We start from the raw sequence: 18,571 nt of genomic DNA on the forward strand, positions 1-18,571 counted from the left end.
CGCTCGCCCCGGCAGACACTCGGCGCCCCGGACCGCTCAGCGCTCCAGGAACGCGAACAGTTCCTCCCACCTGCGGACGACCTCGTCCGTGGCGAAGCGCCGGATGTTCACGCGCGCCGCCTCGCCCATGGAGTCCCGCAGCGCCTTGTCGGACATCAGCGTGTCGAGCCGGCGGGCCAGTTCACCGGTGTTGCCGAGGGTGGCCAGCAGACCGTCCTCGCCGTCCCGGACGATCTCGCGGACGCCCGGCGCGCAGTCGAAGGCGGCGCACGGCAGACCGGCGGCCATCGCCTCCATGAGGGCGAGCGGAAAGCCCTCGCCGCGCGAGGAGAGCACGAAGACCGAGCCGCCGCGCAGCGCGCCGGGGACATCGCTCGTCCGTCCCATCCAGTCGACCGAGTCGTCGAGCCCGAGCGAGGCGCACTGCTTCCTCAGGATCTCCTCGTCCTCGTCCTCGCCCGAGCCGTAGACGCGCAGCCGCCAGTCGGGGTGGAGCGGGGCGACCTCGGCCCAGGCGTCGAGAAGCATGTCGATGCCCTTCTGGTCGTGCAGCCGGCCCACGCTGACGACGGCGTTCCCGGTGCGCGGCGAGGGCACCTCGGGCAGGAACGGCAGGGGGTTCGGCATGAAGGAGGCGTTGTTCATGCCCTGCCCGATCCACAGGTCGGCGTCCTCACGGGTGAGCGCGAGCATCCGGTCGACGTCCTGGTAGTACTTCAGGACCCGCCTGAAGCGCGAGGTCGTCCGGCAGTACTCGAAGGACTCGTGGCTCATCCCGATGACGGTCAGCCCGCCGGTGTCGGCGAGCTCCACCCATTCCATGGCCCACACCTGGGTGACGATCACGACCGCACCGGGGCGCGCGGCCCGGAACAGCGCGGTCAGTTCGGCGGCCTTCTCCCGCATGCCCGCCGCCCGCTCGGCACGCACTCTCCGCCCGGCGACGTCGAGCCGCCCCCCGAGGCCGCGCGCCGGTCCGACCCGGGGCGGGTGGATGTCGTACAACGTCGTGGTGGGGTACGGGAGTTCGCCCAGTTCCTGGGGAACCGCGGGCCCGGTCACGCCCACCACGTGCACGCGGTGACCGCGCTCGGTGAAGAGTCGGGCCATCTGGTGCGACCAGGTCGTCACCCCGCCCAGTTCGTCGACGCTGTTGGAGACGAAGAAGATGTCCCGCTGCGCAGGGCCGGTCATCCACGCCTCCAGTGCCCGAAGAACTGGTCGACGACGCTCCGGGCCGCCGTTCCCTTGTCGTACTCGCCGAAGTCGGCGAGGAACTGCTCGCGCCGGGGCGCGTACTTGACGCTCTGTTCCTCCAGCGAGCCGAGCACCGTGTGCAGTTCGTCCTCGGTCCGCACCACGGGTCCCGGTGCCCGCTCCAGCAGGTCGAAGTAGGTTCCGCGGTCCTCGTGCACGTACGCGTCGTAGTCGTACGCGAAGAAGAACATCGGGCGGTCGAGGAGGGCGTAGTCGAACATCACGGACGAGTAGTCGGTGATCAGCCCGTCGGCGAGGGCGAGCAGCGGGGTCATGTCGTGGTGGGCGGTGACGTCGACGACCCGGCCGCGCACGGACGGCGGGAGCACGACGTGGTTCAGGTAGTGGGAGCGGACCAGGAGGACGTAGCGGTCGCCGAAGGTGTCGGCGAAGCGCTCGACGTCGAAGGGCAGCTCGAACCGCTTCTGTCCGTTGCCGCGGCGGCGGAAGGTCGGGGCGTAGAGGAGGATCTGCCGGTCCTCGGGGATGCCCAACTCCGCTGCCAGCGGGCCGCGTTCGCGCCCGTCACCGGCCGTCTCCCGCTGTCTGGCCCGCACGAGCGCGTCGTTGCGCGGATACCCGACCCGCAGCAGGGTCCGTTCCTGGAGCCGGAACGCCCGCGCGAGGGTGCGCACATCGTGCTCGGAGCGAATGAGGAAGCGGTCGAAGCGGTCCAGTGTCTTCTGCTGTTCGGCCTGCGCCTCACGGGACTTGAGCTTCCATTCGGCCTCGTCGAAGCCCATCCGTTTGAGTGCGGAACCGTGCCACGTCTGGAGGTACGTCGTGCCCGGCCGCTTGGTCAGCTTCAGCGGGTAGCTCTGGTTGTCGACCCAGAACTCGGCCTGTGCCAGGGCCCTGAGATACGGCAGCGACCAGCGGCGTACGAGGGTGGCGTCGTCCGGGAAGCCGTCCTGGCTGCCGCTGTAGGCCCAGACCGGCTCGAACTCCAGCCCCTGGCGGCGCATCTCCTCGTAGATCGCCCGGGGGCTGTCGCTGTACTGGCGGCCCAGGTGGCTCTCGAAGACGACGAGCCCGGTGCGGACGGGCAGCCGGCTGAACACCTCGTGGTAGAGACGGATCTTGGTCTCGCCGGAGGTGAGTTCCCTGCGCAGCGAACGGGCCTTGCGGTAGCCGGTCTTGGCGAGCATGCCGGCCCGGCCGTGCACACCGCGCTGCACGACGACGTTGGCCTTCTTGTCGGGGACCAGCCGGAAGGACAGATGTCCGCGCGAGGAGACGACCGGTTCCATGCGGTCGGCGACGAGCCGGGTGAGCCGGGGCCGGACGGGTACCTGCCCGGTGACCAGACCGGGTTCGGCCGCGGTGAGCCTCGTGCCGGTGCGCACGCCGTCGACGTCGAGGTGGAGCCGTACGTCCCACACGGCGTCCACGATGCCCAGCGGCCGTACGGCCATCAGGTTCGCCGCGCCCTCCCAGGCGATGGTCCCGCCCTCGTGCCACACGTTCCGTACGGGGAAGCGGAAGGTCTGGAAGCGCACTCCGGGGCGGCGGGCGTAGAACTCCAGCTCGCCGGCGAGCCGGGCGCCGGGCGGAATCACCCCGAGCGGGTTGGTGACGCGCCCGGCCAGCCGGACGGTCGCGCCGGTGCTCTCGTACGAGGTCAGCGCGTTGCGCAGGAACATCCGGTCGACCGGCTTGATGTGGTGGCCGAGGTCGGTGACGTCCAGGACGTGCCGGCCGAAGGGGTCGTCGAGATGCTCGGCGCACCAGTAGACGCGCCCGTCGCGCTCGACGAGCGGCGAGGAGATCTTGTCGCGGTTGGTGAGGGTGTCCACGGCGGGCAGCAGGTTGTCCCAGTCGCTCACCTGGAGGAGATAGGCGCAGACGGCCTGGATGGGTTCGGCCTCGTCGAAGGCGGCGCGGTCGATCGACTCCAGGTACCGCCGGGCGATCGCCGCGAACTCCTCACGGAAGGCGGCGTCGCGGAAGGGCAGTTCGCGCAGGTGCAGCACGAGGTCGTGCTTGAGGAACTTGACGTCCTTGGCGAACTTCAGCTCCAGGAGCCCCTTGTCCGCGAGGAGTTGGTCGACCCTGCGGTGGATCTCCATGCGGTGCGTGAAGTTGGCGATCTCGTCGCGCCGGTTGCTGATGGACTTCGCCTCCGCCTTGTCGGCGACCCTCCAGTCGTACACCCGGTTGGGGATGAGGGTGATGCGGCGGGCGGTGGCGTAGGCCTGGGCAGAGAAGAGCAGGTCCTCGTAGTGGATGCCGACCGGGAAGCGCAGCCCCTCGTCGAGCAGGAACCGTCTGCGGTAGCACTTGTTGGTCGACAGGGTGTCGAAGACCAGCAGGTCGGGCAGTTCGGAGATCGACTCCAGGGTCCGGGTGCGCCCGTACAGCCAGGGGTACCACTTGACCTCCTTGCGGGTGCGCGCGTCGACGTGCACGCGCACGCACAGGCCCGAGACCAGGTCGGCGCCGGTGGCCTCGGCGGCCTCCAGCATGTTGCGGCACGCGTTGCGCTCCAGGACGTCGTCGCTGTCGAGGAAGAGCACGTAGGTGCCGCGGGCCTCGGTGATGCCGCGGTTGCGGGGGGCGCCGCAGCCGCCGCTGTTCTCGGGCAGCCGGCAGGCGCGGACCCGGCCGGGGTGCGCCGCGGCCAGTCCCCGTGCCACCTCGTACGAGCCGTCGGTGCTCCGGTCGTCGACGACGATCACCTCGACGTCGTGCAGCGTCTGGTCCAGGACGGAGCGGACGGCCGTGGGCAGCCGGGCCGCGTCGTTGTAGACGATGACGACCACGGAGACGGCGGGCTCCCCCGGCCCGGACCTGGCGCCTCCGGCCGGGGAGGCCGCGGACTCCGTCCCGTGCTCCGCGGGTTCTGCCCCGCGCTCGGCTGGTTCTGCCCCGCGCCCGGCGGATTCCGTCCCGTCTCCGGCGGATTCTGCCCCCTGCTTGGCGGACGAGTGAGGTTGATCCACATTCATCCTATTAATCGTAGACACCCTGGCCCCCTTTGGGGCGTTATCGGCCGTTCCTCGCGTGTTGGAACACCCACGTCCGGTACACCACGAAGCGGAACGCCGAGGCCAGGACGATCGACAGGGCCTTGGCGATGTTCGAGCCGAGCGGTCCGCTCATCCCCAGGCCGTGGTAGCCGGCATAGAACAGCACGCTCTCCATGGCGACACCGAGCCCGCTGAACGCGAAGAAGAGAGCGATCTGGCGCCGCGTGCGCGAGGCCCGGTCCCGGTAGGCGAAGTAGCGGAAGCCGAGGTAGTTCGTCCCCATGGCGACACAGCTGGCGACCACCGTGGCGGCCATCGGAGCCCACGTCAGACCGTGCAGCGCCAGGTTGAAGAAGAGGATGTTGACGGCGACCCCACTGCCGCCGACGACGGCGAACCGGGCCACCTCCAGGACGATCCGGCGGACCCTCGGGACGCTCGGGACAGGACGGGGGCGGACGACGGGCAGGGTCGCGACGGGCGCAGGGCGCTCGGAGAGATGCACTGTCACGGGTCCGGAACCTCCACAGGTCTGTCCGTCGGTCGAGCCCACCCTAAGCTAAATGTCCTATTTACCAGGTATAGGTAAATCGCGAGCCGAAATTTCGTCGGAGAAGCACCTGAGACAGGCAAGAAAGCCGGGGCGCGCCTCTCGCACACGAAAACGGGGGCGCCCCGAGCCGTCACCGGCTCGGGGCGCCCCCGTTCGCGTACCGCTCAGGAATGCGAGCGCAGCAGGGTCCGCATCGTCCGCATCGCCACCGACAGGTTGGCGAGGTCGAACGAGTCCGAGCCCTGGATCTCGTCCAGGGTGGTGCGGGCCCGCCCGAGGATCGCCGCGTTCTTCTCCTCCCAGGCCTCGAAGCGCTGCTCGGGAGTGGAGGCCCCGTTGCCCACCGCCAGGACGTCGGCGGTCAGCGCCGCGTGGGCCGCGTACAAGTCCTCGCGGATCGACGCGCGGGCCATGGACTGCCAGCGGTCGGCACGCGGCAGCTCGATGATGCGGTCCATGAGCTGGGTGATGCCGAGACGGTCGGCGAGGTCGTAGTAGACCTCGGCGACGGCCATCGGGTCCTGGCCCGTGCGGTCGGCCACCGAGACGATGTCCAGCGCCGGGAAGGCGGAGGAGAACCCGGCCACGCGGGTGGCGAGTTCGTCCGGCACGCCGGCGTCCGACAGCTCGTCGTAGATCTGCTGGTACCACTCCAGATCCGCGCCGCGGACCAGCTTGGGCAGCTCCGACCACACCTGCTCGACGCCGTCGGTGAAGAAGCTGATCGTCTCGGCGAGCTGGAGCGGCTGCGGCCGGTTGTTGAGCAGCCAGCGGGTGCCGCGCTCGACGAGACGGCGCGAGTGCAGCCGGATCCGGGTCTGCACGTCGGCGGCGACGACATTGTCGAGCGCCTCCACCGCGTCCCACACCGCGCTGGAGTTGAAGATCGCGCGGGCCGCGGTCTGCGCCCGGACGATCTCCTCCAGCGAGGCACCCGTCTCCTCGCGCAGACGGTGCAGGAAGCTCGTACCGCCCGTGTTGACCGTGTCGTTGACCAGGACGGTCGTCACGATCTCGCGGCTCAGCGCGTGCCCCTCGATCTGCTCGCGGAACTGGTCGCGCAGCGCCGTCGGGAAGTAGGCGAGCAGCAGGCTCTGAAGGTACGGGTCGTCGGGCAGTGAGGTGGCGAGCAGCTCGACGGAGACCGTGATCTTCGTGTACGCGAGCAGGACCGCCGTCTCGGGACCGGTCAGACCCTGGCCGGCGTTGAGCCGCTCGCGGATCTGACGCTCGGTGGGCAGGAACTCCAGGGCCCGGTCGAGGTACCCCTCGCGGACCAGATGACGGAGGAACCGCTGCTGGGCGTGGAGCATGCTCGGGGACTGGGCCAGCGCGTTGGCGATCGCCGTGTTCTGCGCGTAGTTGTTGCGCAGTACCAGGGCGCCGACCTCGTCGGTCATCTCCGCGAGCAGCTTGTTGCGCTGCTTGACGGTCAGATCGCCGTTGGCCACCACCGCGTTGAGCAGGATCTTGATGTTCACCTCGTGGTCGGAGGTGTCCACGCCCGCGCTGTTGTCGATGGCGTCCGTGTTGATCTTGCCGCCGTGCTGGGCGAACTCGATCCGGCCGAGCTGGGTCAGACCCAGGTTGCCGCCCTCGCCGACGACCTTGACGCGCAGGTCGGCGCCGTCGACGCGGATCGCGTCGTTGGCCTTGTCGCCGACCTCGGCGTGCGACTCGGCGGACGACTTCACGTACGTGCCGATGCCGCCGTTCCACAGCAGGTCGACGGGCGCCTGGAGGATCGCCCGCATCAGGTCGGCCGGCGTCATCTTCGCGACGTTCGACTCGATGCCGAGGGCCTCGCGGATGTGCGCGTTGACCGGGATGGCCTTGGCGCTGCGCGGGAAGACGCCGCCACCGGCAGAGATCAGCTCGGTGTCGTAGTCGGCCCACGAGGAGCGCGGCAGCTCGAAGAGGCGGCGGCGCTCGGCGTAGGAGGTCTCCGCGTCCGGGTTCGGGTCGATGAAGATGTGCCGGTGGTCGAACGCGGCGACCAGGCGGATGTGCTCGGAGAGCAGCATGCCGTTGCCGAACACGTCGCCGGACATGTCGCCGACGCCGACCACGGTGAAGTCCTGCGTCTGGGTGTTGACGCCGAGCTCCCGGAAGTGCCGCTTCACGGACTCCCAGGCACCGCGGGCGGTGATGCCCATCTTCTTGTGGTCGTACCCGGCGGAGCCGCCGGAGGCGAAGGCGTCGCCGAGCCAGAAGTCGTAGCTCTCCGCGACCTCGTTGGCGATGTCCGAGAACGTCGCCGTGCCCTTGTCGGCGGCGACCACGAGGTACGTGTCGTCCTCGTCGTGCCGCACGACGTCGGCGGGCGGGACGATCTCGCCGGCCACCATGTTGTCGGTGATGTCGAGCAGCGCGGAGATGAAGGTCCGGTAGCTGCGGATGCCCTCGGCCATCCACGCGTCGCGGTCCACGGACGGGTCGGGAAGCTGCTTGGCGACGAAGCCGCCCTTGGCGCCCACCGGCACGATGACGGTGTTCTTCACCATCTGCGCCTTGACCAGGCCGAGGATCTCCGTACGGAAGTCCTCGCGCCGGTCGGACCAGCGCAGACCACCGCGCGCGACCTTGCCGAAGCGCAGGTGCACACCCTCGACGCGCGGCGAGTACACCCAGATCTCGAACGCCGGGCGCGGCGCCGGGAGGTCCGGGATGGCCGTCGGGTCGAACTTCATGGAGACGTACTCGTGCGGCGTACCGCCGGCCGTCTGCTGGAAGAAGTTCGTGCGCAGGGTCGCCTTGATCAGGTGGAGGAAGGACCGCAGGATCCGGTCCTCGTCCAGCGAGGCGACCTGGTCGAGGGCCGCTTCCAGCTCCTCCAGCAGGGCGTCGGTCAGCTCGACACCGGCGCGCTGGCGCTCCGGCGACATCCGCGCCTCGAACAGCGAGACCAGCAGCCGGGTGGTGTGGACGTTGTTGCGGAGGGTGTCCTCCATGTAGTCCTGGCTGAAGGTGGAACCGGCCTGACGCAGGTACTTCGCGTAGGCGCGCAGCACCATCGACTGCCGCCAGGTGAGCCCGGCGCTCAGCACGAGGGCGTTGAAGCCGTCGTTCTCGGCCTGTCCGGTCCAGGTGGCGGCGAAGGCCTCCTGGAACCGCTCGCGGCCGTCGTCGCCGAGGTGGTCGCCGTTGCCGTTGAGGGACTTGGGCAGGCGCAGCCCGAAGTCGTAGATCCACGCCGTCGTACGGTCCGAGCAGCGCAGTTCGTACGGCCGCTCGTCGGTGACCTCGACGCCCATGCGGTTCAGGGCCGGCAGGACCGCGGACAGCGAGACCTGCTCGCCGGTGCGGTAGATCTTGAAGCGGCGCTCGCCGGGCACCGCGCCCACGGGCTCGTACAGGCTGAGCGCGAAGTCCTTGCTCGTTTCCTGTCCGAGTGCCTGGAGGTGGACCAGGTCGGCGACGGCCGAGCGCGGGGAGTGGTCGGCCTTGTAGCCCTCGGGGAAGGCGTTGCCGTACCGGCGCAGCAGCTCGGCGGCGCGCTCCTCGCCGCACTCGGCGGTCAGAGCCTCCGCGAAGCCGTCGGCCCAGGAGCGGGCGGCCTCGACGAGGCGCGCCTCGATGCGCTCCTTGTCGGAGTCGGAGAGCTGCGGCAGCTCGGTGCCGGGCTCGACCCGGACCACGAAGTGCAGCCGGGACAGGATCGACTCGGTGTTCCAGGCCGTGAAGTCGACGCTGGTGCCGTTGAGCTCTTCCTTGAGGATGTCGATGATCCGCAGGCGCACACCGGTGGTGTAGCGGTCGCGCGGGAGGTAGACGAGGGCCGAGTAGTAGCGCCCGTACTCGTCCTGGCGCAGGTAGAGCCGCAGGCGGCGGCGCTCCTGGAGGTACAGGACGGACGTGACGATCGCCCGGAGCTCGTCGGCGGGGGTCTGGAACAGCTCGTCGCGCGGGTAGGTCTCCAGGATCTGGAGCAGGTCGCGGCCGTCGTGGCTGTTGGGCGAGAACCCGGCGCCGCGCAGAACCTCGTCGACCTTGCGGCGGACGACGGGCACCCGGCGCACGGACTCGGTGTAGGCGGCGGAGGAGAACAGGCCCAGGAAGCGGCGCTCCCCGATGACCTCGCCGTTCTCGTCGAACTTCTTGACCCCGACGTAGTCCAGGTACGACGGGCGGTGCACGGTGGCGCGGCTGTTCGCCTTGGTCAGGATCAGCAGCTTGTGCTCGCGGGCCTTGGCCCGGGCGTCGGCGGGCAGCCGCTCGAAGGACGGGCTGACCGGGTGGCTGTCCTCGCCGTGCTGCGGGTCGGAGCGCAGGATGCCGAGCCCGGTGCCGGGGACGGCGGCCAGCGAGTCGTCCTCGCGGAGCTGGTACTCGCGGTACCCGAGGAAGGTGAAGTGGTCGCCGGAGAGCCAGCGCAGCAGTTCGCGGGCCTCCTCGACCTCCTGGTCGCGCAGATCGTCGGCGGTGGGCTCCTTGGGGAGCTCCTCCGCGATCCGCAGCGCCGCGTCGCGCATCTTCTCCCAGTCCTCGACGGCCTCACGGACGTCGGACAGGACGCGCAGCAGATCGGTGGTGATCTGCTTCAGGTCGGCGCGGTCGGTCTCCCGGTCGATCTCGACGTGGATCCAGGACTCGACGTGCGCGTCGTGCGGGAGGTCCTCGGCGGAGGGCCGCGTGGGCAGCACCTCGATGAGCTTGCCGGTGAGGTCGCGCCGTACGACGAACTGCGGATGGATGACGACGTGGATGCCGCGTCCCTGCCGGGACAGTTCGTTGGTCACCGAGTCGACGAGGAAGGGCATGTCGTCCGTGACCACCTCGACGACGGAGTGGCTGCAGGTCCAGCCGTTCTCCTCGACGGTGGGCGTGTGCACGCGCACGTTGGCCTTGCCCTGCGGGCGGTTCTCGGCCAGTCGGTAGTGGGAGAAGGCCGCTCCGAAGACGTCGACCGGGTCGCGGTCGGTGAGGTCCTCCGGGGCCGTGTGCAGGTAGTAGCGCTGGAGGAACGCGAGCACGGTGTCCCGGTCGGGGGTGCCCTCGCCCGTCGTCCCAGTCGGTAGGTGCCCCCCGACCGGGCTGTTCTCAGCTACCCGGGCGGCCCTTTCGAGCAGCTCGGCCTTGGCTTCGTCCAGCTTGGTCTGCATTGTCCTCTGGCTCCTGTCGCGCGCCGTTGCGTGACGTTGAAGGAAATACGGTCTCGTCGCTTCCGACGCAACGCCGCGACGCGGGGTGTCCGGTCTGGTTCGACGCTATGCCGCAAGGGGAGACGGGCGGAGGGGTAACGGTCATTCTGGACCGCCCCGGAGGGTGTGACGCCGCTCTCGGCGACGTCCGTTCCCCGGGTGCCGTCGACGTACGGAGTGCGTTGCCGCCGGCGCTCGCCGCGTTTCCGCTCGCGCCCACGGCCGTCGCCGTGATCCCGTCCCGCCCGTGAAGATCAGCGATTGACGCCCGGTCACGGATGTCGTCCGTGCGTTCCGGGCGCGGGGCAGGGGCGACGATGCCCCCGCGAGATATCGCGCTGATCACGCCACCAGGCTATCGCCCCCGACCGGGGAGTCGTCATGAGCCGTATGTGTACAAAAGCAGGGGGGCAACTTTGACACTATGCACAGGGGCGGAGAGGGCGACGGCATGCAGTGCGGGCCGACTGCGGGCTACCGTCGTCCTACGGACCGTGTTCTGCCCCTTGGCAAGCACCTCCCCCGGAGACAGGTTGGCAGGGACGGCGAACGCGACGCGCAGGACGGCCGACGGGAGCGCAGCACCATGGCAGCGAAGATCCTCATTGTCACCGGCGACGCGGCGGAGTCGCTGGAAGTCCTCTACCCCTATCAGCGTCTGCGCGAGGAGGGGTACGAGGTCCACATCGCGGCCCCCACCCGCAAGAAGCTGCAGTTCGTGGTCCACGACTTCGAGCCCGGCTTCGACACGTACACCGAGAAGCCCGGCTACACCTGGCCCGCGGACCTGGCCTTCGCGGAGGTCGACCCCGGCGCGTACGTCGCCCTCGTCATTCCCGGCGGGCGGGCCCCGGAGTACCTCCGCAACGACCTCGAACTCCGCAAGATCCTGAAGTCGTTCTTCGACGCGGACAAACCTGTGGCCCAGATCTGTCACGGCCCCCTGCTGACCGCGTCCGTGGACAGCCTGAGCGGGCGCCGCGTCACGGCCTATCCCGCGCTGGAGCTCGACATGCAGGCGGCGGGCGCGACCTTCCAGGACGCTGAGGCCGTCGTCGACGGCACCCTGGTCTCCGCCCGCGCCTGGCCGGACCACTCCGCCTGGATGCGCGAGTTCCTCAAGGTGCTGCGCTCGAAGGCCCCGGTGAGCTGACGCGCCGACGCGCACGGTCCGCCCTCCGGCGAGCTGCCCGGCACGGCACTCCGGCGAGCGGTCCGGGAGGCGGGCAGGGGCCTCAGGCCGCCAGCCTGCCGGCCTCCTCGACCGCCTCCTCCAGGCTGTCCACCACGGGAACGCCGGCCTCCTCCAGGCTGGCGCGGCTGTGGGAGCCCCCGGTGTAGAGGACGGCCCCGGCGCCGACATGCCGTGCGGCCGTCGCGTCGTCCACCGCGTCGCCGATCACCACCACGCGGGCCGGTTCGACACCCGCGAGGGCGCCGAGGTGGCGCACCATGTACTCGGCCTTGCTGCCGCCCGAGGGCCCGGTCCGTCCGTCGACCCGGACGAAGTGCGGCTCGATCCCGAAGCCCCGCACCAGCGGGACCAGCTCCTCGTGCCCGTACATGCTCAGGAGGGACTGGCTGCGGCCCGCCGCCTCCCACCCGGAGAGCAGCGCGGGCACTCCGGCGGTGAGCCCGCACGCTCTGCGGTGCTCGGCGTAGTACCGGTGGAAGGTGTCGTCCATGATCTGCCACTCGGTGTCCGTGGGCAGCCGGCCCATCAGCCGCTCGTAGAACCTCGGCACGGGCACGCAGTACATCGCCCGGTACCGCTCCAGGGTGATCGGCTCAAGACCCAGCTCCGCGAAGGCCGCGTTCGTCGCCCCGATGATCGCGTCATTGTCGTGGAACAGCGTGCCGTTCCAGTCCCAGACAATGTGCGCGCTTCCTTGCTTCCCCATACCGAGAAAAGTACCCGCCGCCACCGACAACACCTCATCGCGGGGCGGAGACCGGGCGGCTACTCCCCGAGTCCGACCAGGCCGGGGATCTCCTGCGTGGCGAACCACAGCAGCTCGTGGTCATCGGCCCCGTCGACGACGAACTGGGCGTCGTCGTCCCCGGCCTCGGCCGCACCCAGCGCCGCCGCGGCCGCGGTCACGTCCGTCTCGGCGTCGGTCGCGTCGACGTGCACGGCGGCCGCCTTGGCCAGGGTCACGTCCTGGGAGACCCGCACCTCGCCGAGCGCCGCGGGATCGAGCCCCCGGTCGGGGTCGGCGGCCGCGGCCCGGTCCGGAACGTCGACCGCGACCACGACCCGGCGCCGCACGGCCTGGGGATCGGCCGCCAGGAGCCGCAGCGAGGCCAGCGCGGCTCGGCTCAGCGCCGCGTACTCCAGTTCCTCGATGTCGTCGGAGAGATACCACTCGCGCAGGGCGGGCGTGACGGCGTACGCGACGAACGGTCCCGTCTCCAGCTCTCCCGTCTTGTACGCCTCGGCGAGACCGGAGAGGGTCAGGGGGACGTAGACGCGCATGGCTGGCCGCTTTCGTAGTCGGGGCTCCGAGGGTCACGCGGTGCGAGCACTCCGGGGAGGGCGGTCCCGCGCCTTGGGGAGGGCCCTCAGGATACGTGCGGGCGTCCCCTTTCGAGGTCCCGGCCGCGCCCTCCGCGGCGTCCACCCCACGCCCGCGATTCACCCGGTACTCCCCTTGGCCGCCAAGGGTTCCGCCCCTCCCCGCAATCCTGATAGGTGAACTCTCCCGAGGGCGCGGCGCGCGCCCTGCGTCCTTGCGCAGGCACCTTCCCGGCTCGTACAAGATCCCCGACACGAAAGTTACCGACCGGTATCACCGGTCCGGACGACGAGCGGGGACGACGCATGAACAAGGTGATGACCAGGACCAGGCGCCACCCGGGCACCCGCCCGCCCGGCCGTCAGGACTCCCGCCGCCCCGGCGGCGCCCCACCGCGCACCCCGGGCACGGGCACCCCCGCGAGGCGCCCGGGTGGCACCCCACCCCAGGACACGAGCCCGTCCCCCACGCCCTCCGCCGGCGCCCTGCCGCGGGGCGAGGCCGGGGCGCTCGCCACGACGGCTCACGAAACGCCCGCGGGCCCCGCTCCGCGGCCCCGCCCCACCGACGTCTTCGCCGAGCGTCTGCTGGCCGTGCTGAGCGGTGCCCGACCCGTCCACTGCATGCTGCGCCACACCGCGGGCCGGGCCTACGACGAACTGGTCAGGCTCGCCGAGCGCGGCCCCCTGCGTACCCGCGGCACGCGCCCCGTCGTCCGGGACATCGGCTACTACGTCGCGCGCCCCGGCGCCGTCGAGGCCTTCGCCCGCATCGGCGCCGGCGACCAGCTCCGCGCCATGGCCTTCCGGCTGGAGCAGGGCCCCGACCTCCGCTGGCGCTGCACCGCGATCGAGCTCGGCGGCCCCCGCACACCCCGCCCCACCGACTGAACACCACCGCCGCACCGGCATCCGGCCCATGTCACGGGCCCGGAACATGGCAGGGGCCGGACACCTGGTGTCCGGCCCCTGCCATGTCATCGGTCGCGCGCGGCGGCGGTCGCCCGCCGCCCGCGACACTCACTCACTTCTTGCGGCGGCGCACGCCACCCTTCTGCGCCTTGCGGCGCTCCGCGCGCGTGAGGCCGTCCGCCTCGGAGCGCACCGGCTCGTCGTTGGCGAAGTCGCCCTCGACGATGCCGCCCTCGCCGTCCACGGTCGGCGCGGAGAAGTGCAGCCGGTCCGGCCGCTGCGGCGCGTCAAGACCCTTGGCGCGGATCTCGGGACGCCCCGCGCCCGCGGGAACGGCTTCCTGCTTGGCCAGGGACGGCGCGGAGTCCTCGACCAGGACCTCCTCGACCTGCTGCTCGACCTGGACCTCCAGGTTGAACAGGTAGCCGACGGACTCCTCCTTGATGCCGTCCATCATGGCGCTGAACATGTCGAAGCCCTCGCGCTGGTACTCGACCAGCGGGTCCTTCTGGGCCATCGCACGCAGGCCGATGCCCTCCTGGAGATAGTCCATCTCGTAGAGGTGCTCACGCCACTTGCGGTCCAGGACCGACAGCACGACCCGGCGCTCCAGCTCACGCATGATCTCGGAGCCGAGCTGCTCCTCGCGGGCCGAGTACTGGTCGTGGATGTCGTCCTTGATGGACTCGGAGATGAACTCGGCGGTCAGACCGGCGCGGTCGCCGGCCTCCTCCTCCATCTCGTCGACGGTGACCTTCACCGGGTAGAGCTGCTTGAAGGCGCCCCACAGCCGGTCGAGGTCCCACTCCTCGGCGAAGCCCTCGGCGGTCTCGGCCTCGATGTAGGCGTCGATGGTGTCGTCCATGAAGTGCCGGATCTGATCCTGGAGGTCCTCGCCCTCCAGGACGCGGCGGCGCTCGCCGTAGATGACCTCGCGCTGCCGGTTGAGCACCTCGTCGTACTTCAGGACGTTCTTGCGGGTCTCGAAGTTCTGCTGCTCGACCTGCGACTGGGCGGACGCGATGGCACGCGTGACCATCTTGTTCTCGATCGGCACGTCGTCCGGCACGTTCGCCATCGACATCACGCGCTCGACCATCTGCGCCTTGAACAGACGCATCAGGTCGTCGCCCAGGGAGAGGTAGAAACGGGACTCACCCGGGTCGCCCTGACGGCCGGAACGACCGCGCAGCTGGTTGTCGATACGCCGCGACTCGTGGCGCTCCGTGCCGAGGACGTAGAGCCCGCCGAGGTCCTTGACCTCCTCGAACTCCGCCTTCACCGCCTTCTCGGCCCGCTCCAGGGCGGCGGGCAGGGCGTGCGCCCACTCCTCGATGTGCTCCTCGGGGTCGAGGCCGCGCTGACGCAGCTCCGCCTCGGCGAGGTCGTCGGGGTTGCCGCCGAGCTTGATGTCCGTACCACGGCCAGCCATGTTCGTGGCGACCGTGACGGCACCCCTGCGGCCGGCCTGGGCGACGATCGTCGCCTCCCGGTCGTGCTGCTTGGCGTTCAGCACCTCGTGCTGGACACCGCGCTTGGAGAGCTGCTGCGAGAGGTACTCGGACTTCTCGACCGACGTCGTACCGACGAGGATCGGCTGGCCCTTCTCGTGCTTCTCGACGATGTCGTCGACGACCGCCTCGAACTTCGCGACCTCGGTGCGGTAGATCAGGTCGGACTGGTCCTTGCGGACCATCGGCCGGTTGGTCGGGATCGGGACGACGCCGAGCTTGTAGATCTGGTGGAACTCGGCGGCCTCCGTCATCGCCGTACCGGTCATGCCGGAGAGACCGGGCATTTCCTTGTCGTTGTGGTCGTGACGCTTGTAGAGGCGGAAGAAGTTCTGGAGGGTGATCGTGGCGAGCGTCTGGTTCTCGTCCTTGATGTCCACCCCTTCCTTCGCCTCGATCGCCTGGTGCATGCCCTCGTTGTAGCGGCGGCCGGCGAGGATACGGCCGGTGTGCTCGTCGACGATCATGACTTCGCCGTCCATGACGACGTAGTCCTTGTCCTTCTTGAACAGTTCCTTGGCCTTGATGGCGTTGTTCAGGTAACCGACGAGCGGGGTGTTCACCGACTCGTAGAGGTTGTCGATGCCCAGCCAGTCCTCGACCTTGGCGACGCCGGGCTCGTGGATGGCGACGGTGCGCTTCTTCTCGTCGACCTCGTAGTCGCCGGTCTCCTCGATGCCCTTCAGGGGGTTGCCGGGCTCGCCCTTCTTCAGGCGGGTGACCAGCTTGGCGAAGTCGCCGTACCACTTGGTGGCCTGGTCGGCCGGGCCGGAGATGATCAGCGGCGTGCGGGCCTCGTCGACAAGGATCGAGTCGACCTCGTCGACGATCGCGAAGTTGTGGCCGCGCTGGACGAGCTCGTCCTGGGACCACGCCATGTTGTCGCGCAGGTAGTCGAAGCCGAACTCGTTGTTCGTGCCGTACGTGATGTCGCACGCGTACTGCTCGCGGCGCTGGGCCGGAGTCATGTTGGCGAGGATGCAGCCGACCTCGAGCCCGAGGAACTTGTGGACGCGGCCCATCATTTCGGAGTCGCGCTCGGCCAGGTAGTCGTTGACCGTGATGAGGTGGACGCCCTTGCCGGAGAGAGCGTTCAGGTACGCGGGCAGGGTGCCGACGAGCGTCTTGCCCTCACCGGTCTTCATCTCCGCTACATAGCCGAGGTGGAGCGCGGCGCCACCCATCATCTGCACGTCGTAATGCCGCTGGCCAAGGGCACGCTTGGCCGCCTCACGGACGGTCGCGAAGGCCTCGGGCAACAGGTCGTCGAGGCTCTCGCCGTCGATGTACCGCTGCTTGTACTCATCGGTGAGGGCCCTCAGCTCGGCGTCGGAGAGGTCGACGAAGTCCTCTTCGATGGAGTTGACCTGGTCCGCGATGCGGTGCAGTTTGCGCAGGATCTTGCCTTCGCCTGCACGCATGATCTTCGAGAGGACGGACACGGGGGTTTGTCTCCTTGCCGGTCGGGCCTGGGACGGTCGGTTTCAATGACAGTTTCAAATCACAGCTTGAGCAACGGCCATCGTAAGCGAGGACCACACCGCGCCGGGAGGTCTGCCGGTGACAGCCACCAGGACAACGGACCGGGGTTGCCGAAGGTGCCGCGTTCGCACAGCGAAAAGTAGCGAACCCGTCACCCAGGGCAAAGGAATGGCGTCCTTTCGTTTGCCCGAGCAGAATCGGCCGATGGACCCCGTCACGCTGACCACCGATCGTCTCGTCCTGCGCGCCGTGGGCGTGGACGACACCGACGCCGTCTTCGAGGCCGCCCAGGATCCCGACATCCAGCGCTGGACCACGATCCCGTCGCCCTATCTGCGCGAGCACGCGTCGGGTTTCACGGACCAGATCGTGCCCGAGGGCTGGGTGGACGGCTCGGCCTTCGCCTTCGGTGTCTTCCTCCCCTCCGGGGAGCTGGCGGGCATGCTCTCGATCACCATGCGCTCCCTCGGCGTCGGCGAGGTGGGTTACTGGGCGACGAAGGAGCACCGCGGCAACGGCTACATCGTCGAAGCCACCGTCGCCGCCTCCCGCTGGGCCTTCACCGACCTGTCCGTCGACCGCGTCGAATGGCGCGCCGAGGTCGGCAACACCGGGTCCCGCGCGGTCGCCGAACGTGCCGGCTTCACCATCGAGGGGACCCTCCGCTCCGCCGTCAACAACAAGGGCGTACGCAGGGACTGCTGGGTGGGTTCGCTGCTTCCCTCGGACCTGGGCCTCCCGTCGACGGCGCCGTACCTGCCGGCCAGGTGAGCACCGTGACGGGTCCCGGAGCGGATCCCGGGCAGGGACCCCGGGCCCGGGTCCCGGAGCGGATCCCGGGCAGGGACCCCGGGCCCGGGTCCCGCGCTCGCGCCGCCGCGGTCCCTCCGTGGGCGCCCCGGTTGTCAGTGGCACCGCCTAACGTGTGGGCATGACGAGTCTCCCGCGTCCCACCACCGAACTCTCCGCGGACGAAGCCCGCCGCATCGCTCTGCGGGCGCAGGGTTTCCTGGGCGCCCCGGACCGCAGGGCGGGCGTCCGCGGAGTCCTGCGGCACCTCGGCGCGGTCCAGCTCGACACGATCTCCGTCCTCGCCCGCTCCCACGAACTGATTCCGTACGCCCGGCTCGGCGCCGTCGGCCGCAAGACCGTGGAGCAGGCGTACTGGACGTCGGCACCGCCCTCCGACACACCCCCGGCACCGCACGCCTTCGAGTACTGGTCGCACGCGGCCTGCATCCTGCCCGTGGAGGAATGGCCCCACTTCGCGTTCCGCCGCCGCGCCTACCGCGCCCGCCCGCACTGGAACCACGACCTGCCCGACGGCACCTACGACCAGGTCCTCAAGCAGCTGCGCGCCGAAGGCCCCCTGACGGCCACGGACTTGGGCGGGGCGAAGAAGACCAGCGAGTGGTGGGACTGGTCGGGCACGAAGGTGGCCGTCGAGCGCGCGCTGATGTACGGCGAGGTGGTGTGCGTGGAGCGTCGCGGCTGGAAGCGGGTCTACGACCTCGCGGAGCGTGCCATCCCGAAGGCGCTGCTGCACGACGAGCTGGACGACGGGGAGTGCCTGCGCCGTCTCGTCCGCCTGGCCGGACAGTCCCTCGGCGTCGGCACGCGCGCGGACATCGCCGACTACCACCGCCTCAAACTGGATCAGGTCGACGCGGTGATCGGTGACTCGGGGCTGGTCCCCGTGACGGTGGAGGGCTGGGGCAGGGCCGCGGCCGGGAAGGGCGGCGCGGGGAGCCCGGGATCAAGACCGGCCGCAGACGCGTGGGCGGACCCGGCGGCGCTGGAGACGGTCCCGCGCGGCCGTCACCGCACGACAATGCTGTCGCCGTTCGACTCACTCGTCTGGGAGCGGGCGCGCACGGAGCGGATCTTCGATTTCACGCATCGCCTGGAGGCGTACACGCCCAAGCCGAAGCGGGTCCACGGCTATTTCGCGATGCCGGTCCTCGCCGGTGGCCGGCTCGTCGGCCGGGTCGACCCGGCGCGCGAGGGCCGCACGCTGGTCGCCAGACAGGTCACCCTGGACGGCGCGAAGGCGGTCCCGGCGGTGGCCCAGGCCCTGGCGGAGGCCGCGGACTGGGTGGACTGCACGGATGTCCGGGTCGAGCGGGTGGACGCCCCGGACCTGCGCGAACCGCTGGCCGCGGAGCTCGTGCGCATCCTGGGGTGACGTCCGGCGAAGCCGTCGGACGGCGCCTGGCGGAATCGTCGGGCGG

At 70.1% G+C, this 18,571-nt stretch carries 11 protein-coding genes; 4 read left to right on the top strand and 7 right to left on the bottom strand.

The annotated features are described in order from the left end of the window. Positions 1-36: 36 nt before the first annotated feature. The 4 genes from OG410_RS17355 to OG410_RS17370 form a co-directional block, all read right to left on the bottom strand. The gene (locus OG410_RS17355; protein WP_329300000.1) at positions 37-1,194 is read right to left on the bottom strand and encodes a glycosyltransferase; all 1,158 of its coding nucleotides are present in this window, start codon (positions 1,192-1,194) and stop codon (positions 37-39) included. Beyond that, entirely contained in the window at positions 1,191-4,019 is a 2,829-nt protein-coding gene (locus OG410_RS17360) for a bifunctional glycosyltransferase/CDP-glycerol:glycerophosphate glycerophosphotransferase (RefSeq protein ID WP_329300001.1), read from the bottom strand. Before OG410_RS17360 ends, OG410_RS17355 begins: the two co-directional genes overlap by 4 nt. Before the next feature lie 223 nt (positions 4,020-4,242). Further along, positions 4,243-4,737 carry a GtrA family protein gene (locus OG410_RS17365; protein ID WP_329300002.1) on the bottom strand — a complete coding sequence of 165 codons (495 nt, stop codon included), beginning with the start codon at positions 4,735-4,737 and terminating at the stop codon, positions 4,243-4,245. A gap of 206 nt (positions 4,738-4,943) precedes the next feature. Continuing rightward, the gene (locus tag OG410_RS17370; RefSeq protein WP_329300003.1) at positions 4,944-9,881 is read right to left on the bottom strand and encodes an NAD-glutamate dehydrogenase; all 4,938 of its coding nucleotides are present in this window, start codon (positions 9,879-9,881) and stop codon (positions 4,944-4,946) included. A gap of 625 nt (positions 9,882-10,506) precedes the next feature. On the opposite strand from OG410_RS17370, the gene OG410_RS17375 reads away from it, so the two are divergent. After that, positions 10,507-11,073: a DJ-1/PfpI family protein gene (locus OG410_RS17375; protein WP_329300004.1), complete on the top strand. Its 567-nt coding sequence runs from the start codon at positions 10,507-10,509 to the stop codon at positions 11,071-11,073. Positions 11,074-11,155: 82 nt separating this feature from the next. Here the strand turns inward: OG410_RS17375 and OG410_RS17380 are convergent, their stop codons facing one another. Together OG410_RS17380 and OG410_RS17385 are read right to left on the bottom strand one after the other, a co-directional pair. Next, on the bottom strand, positions 11,156-11,821 hold the full coding sequence (locus OG410_RS17380; RefSeq protein ID WP_329300005.1) for an HAD family hydrolase: 666 nt from the start codon (positions 11,819-11,821) through the stop codon (positions 11,156-11,158). A gap of 59 nt (positions 11,822-11,880) precedes the next feature. Further along, the gene (locus tag OG410_RS17385) at positions 11,881-12,396 is read right to left on the bottom strand and encodes a DUF6912 family protein (protein ID WP_329300007.1); all 516 of its coding nucleotides are present in this window, start codon (positions 12,394-12,396) and stop codon (positions 11,881-11,883) included. A gap of 345 nt (positions 12,397-12,741) precedes the next feature. Between OG410_RS17385 and OG410_RS17390 the strand changes: the two genes are divergently transcribed. Next, positions 12,742-13,326, top strand: coding sequence for an Rv3235 family protein (locus OG410_RS17390; RefSeq protein WP_329300009.1), 585 nt, complete (start codon positions 12,742-12,744; stop codon positions 13,324-13,326). Between the two features lie 133 nt (positions 13,327-13,459). Here the strand turns inward: OG410_RS17390 and secA are convergent, their stop codons facing one another. Continuing rightward, positions 13,460-16,300, bottom strand: coding sequence for a preprotein translocase subunit SecA (gene secA / locus OG410_RS17395; protein WP_329300010.1), 2,841 nt, complete (start codon positions 16,298-16,300; stop codon positions 13,460-13,462). A gap of 244 nt (positions 16,301-16,544) precedes the next feature. Here secA and OG410_RS17400 point away from each other — a divergent pair, with 244 nt between their 5' ends. Together OG410_RS17400 and OG410_RS17405 are read left to right on the top strand one after the other, a co-directional pair. Further along, positions 16,545-17,111 (top strand): GNAT family N-acetyltransferase, encoded by a 567-nt coding sequence (locus OG410_RS17400; protein WP_326787408.1) that lies wholly within the window; start codon positions 16,545-16,547, stop codon positions 17,109-17,111. A 160-nt stretch (positions 17,112-17,271) separates the two neighbouring features. Continuing rightward, complete coding sequence (locus tag OG410_RS17405) at positions 17,272-18,525, top strand: winged helix-turn-helix domain-containing protein (protein WP_329300011.1); 1,254 nt, start codon at positions 17,272-17,274, stop codon at positions 18,523-18,525. The last annotated feature ends 46 nt before the right edge of the window (positions 18,526-18,571 follow it).

The organism is Streptomyces sp. NBC_00659 (assembly GCF_036226925.1).
Taxonomy (GTDB): Bacteria; Actinomycetota; Actinomycetes; order Streptomycetales; family Streptomycetaceae; genus Streptomyces.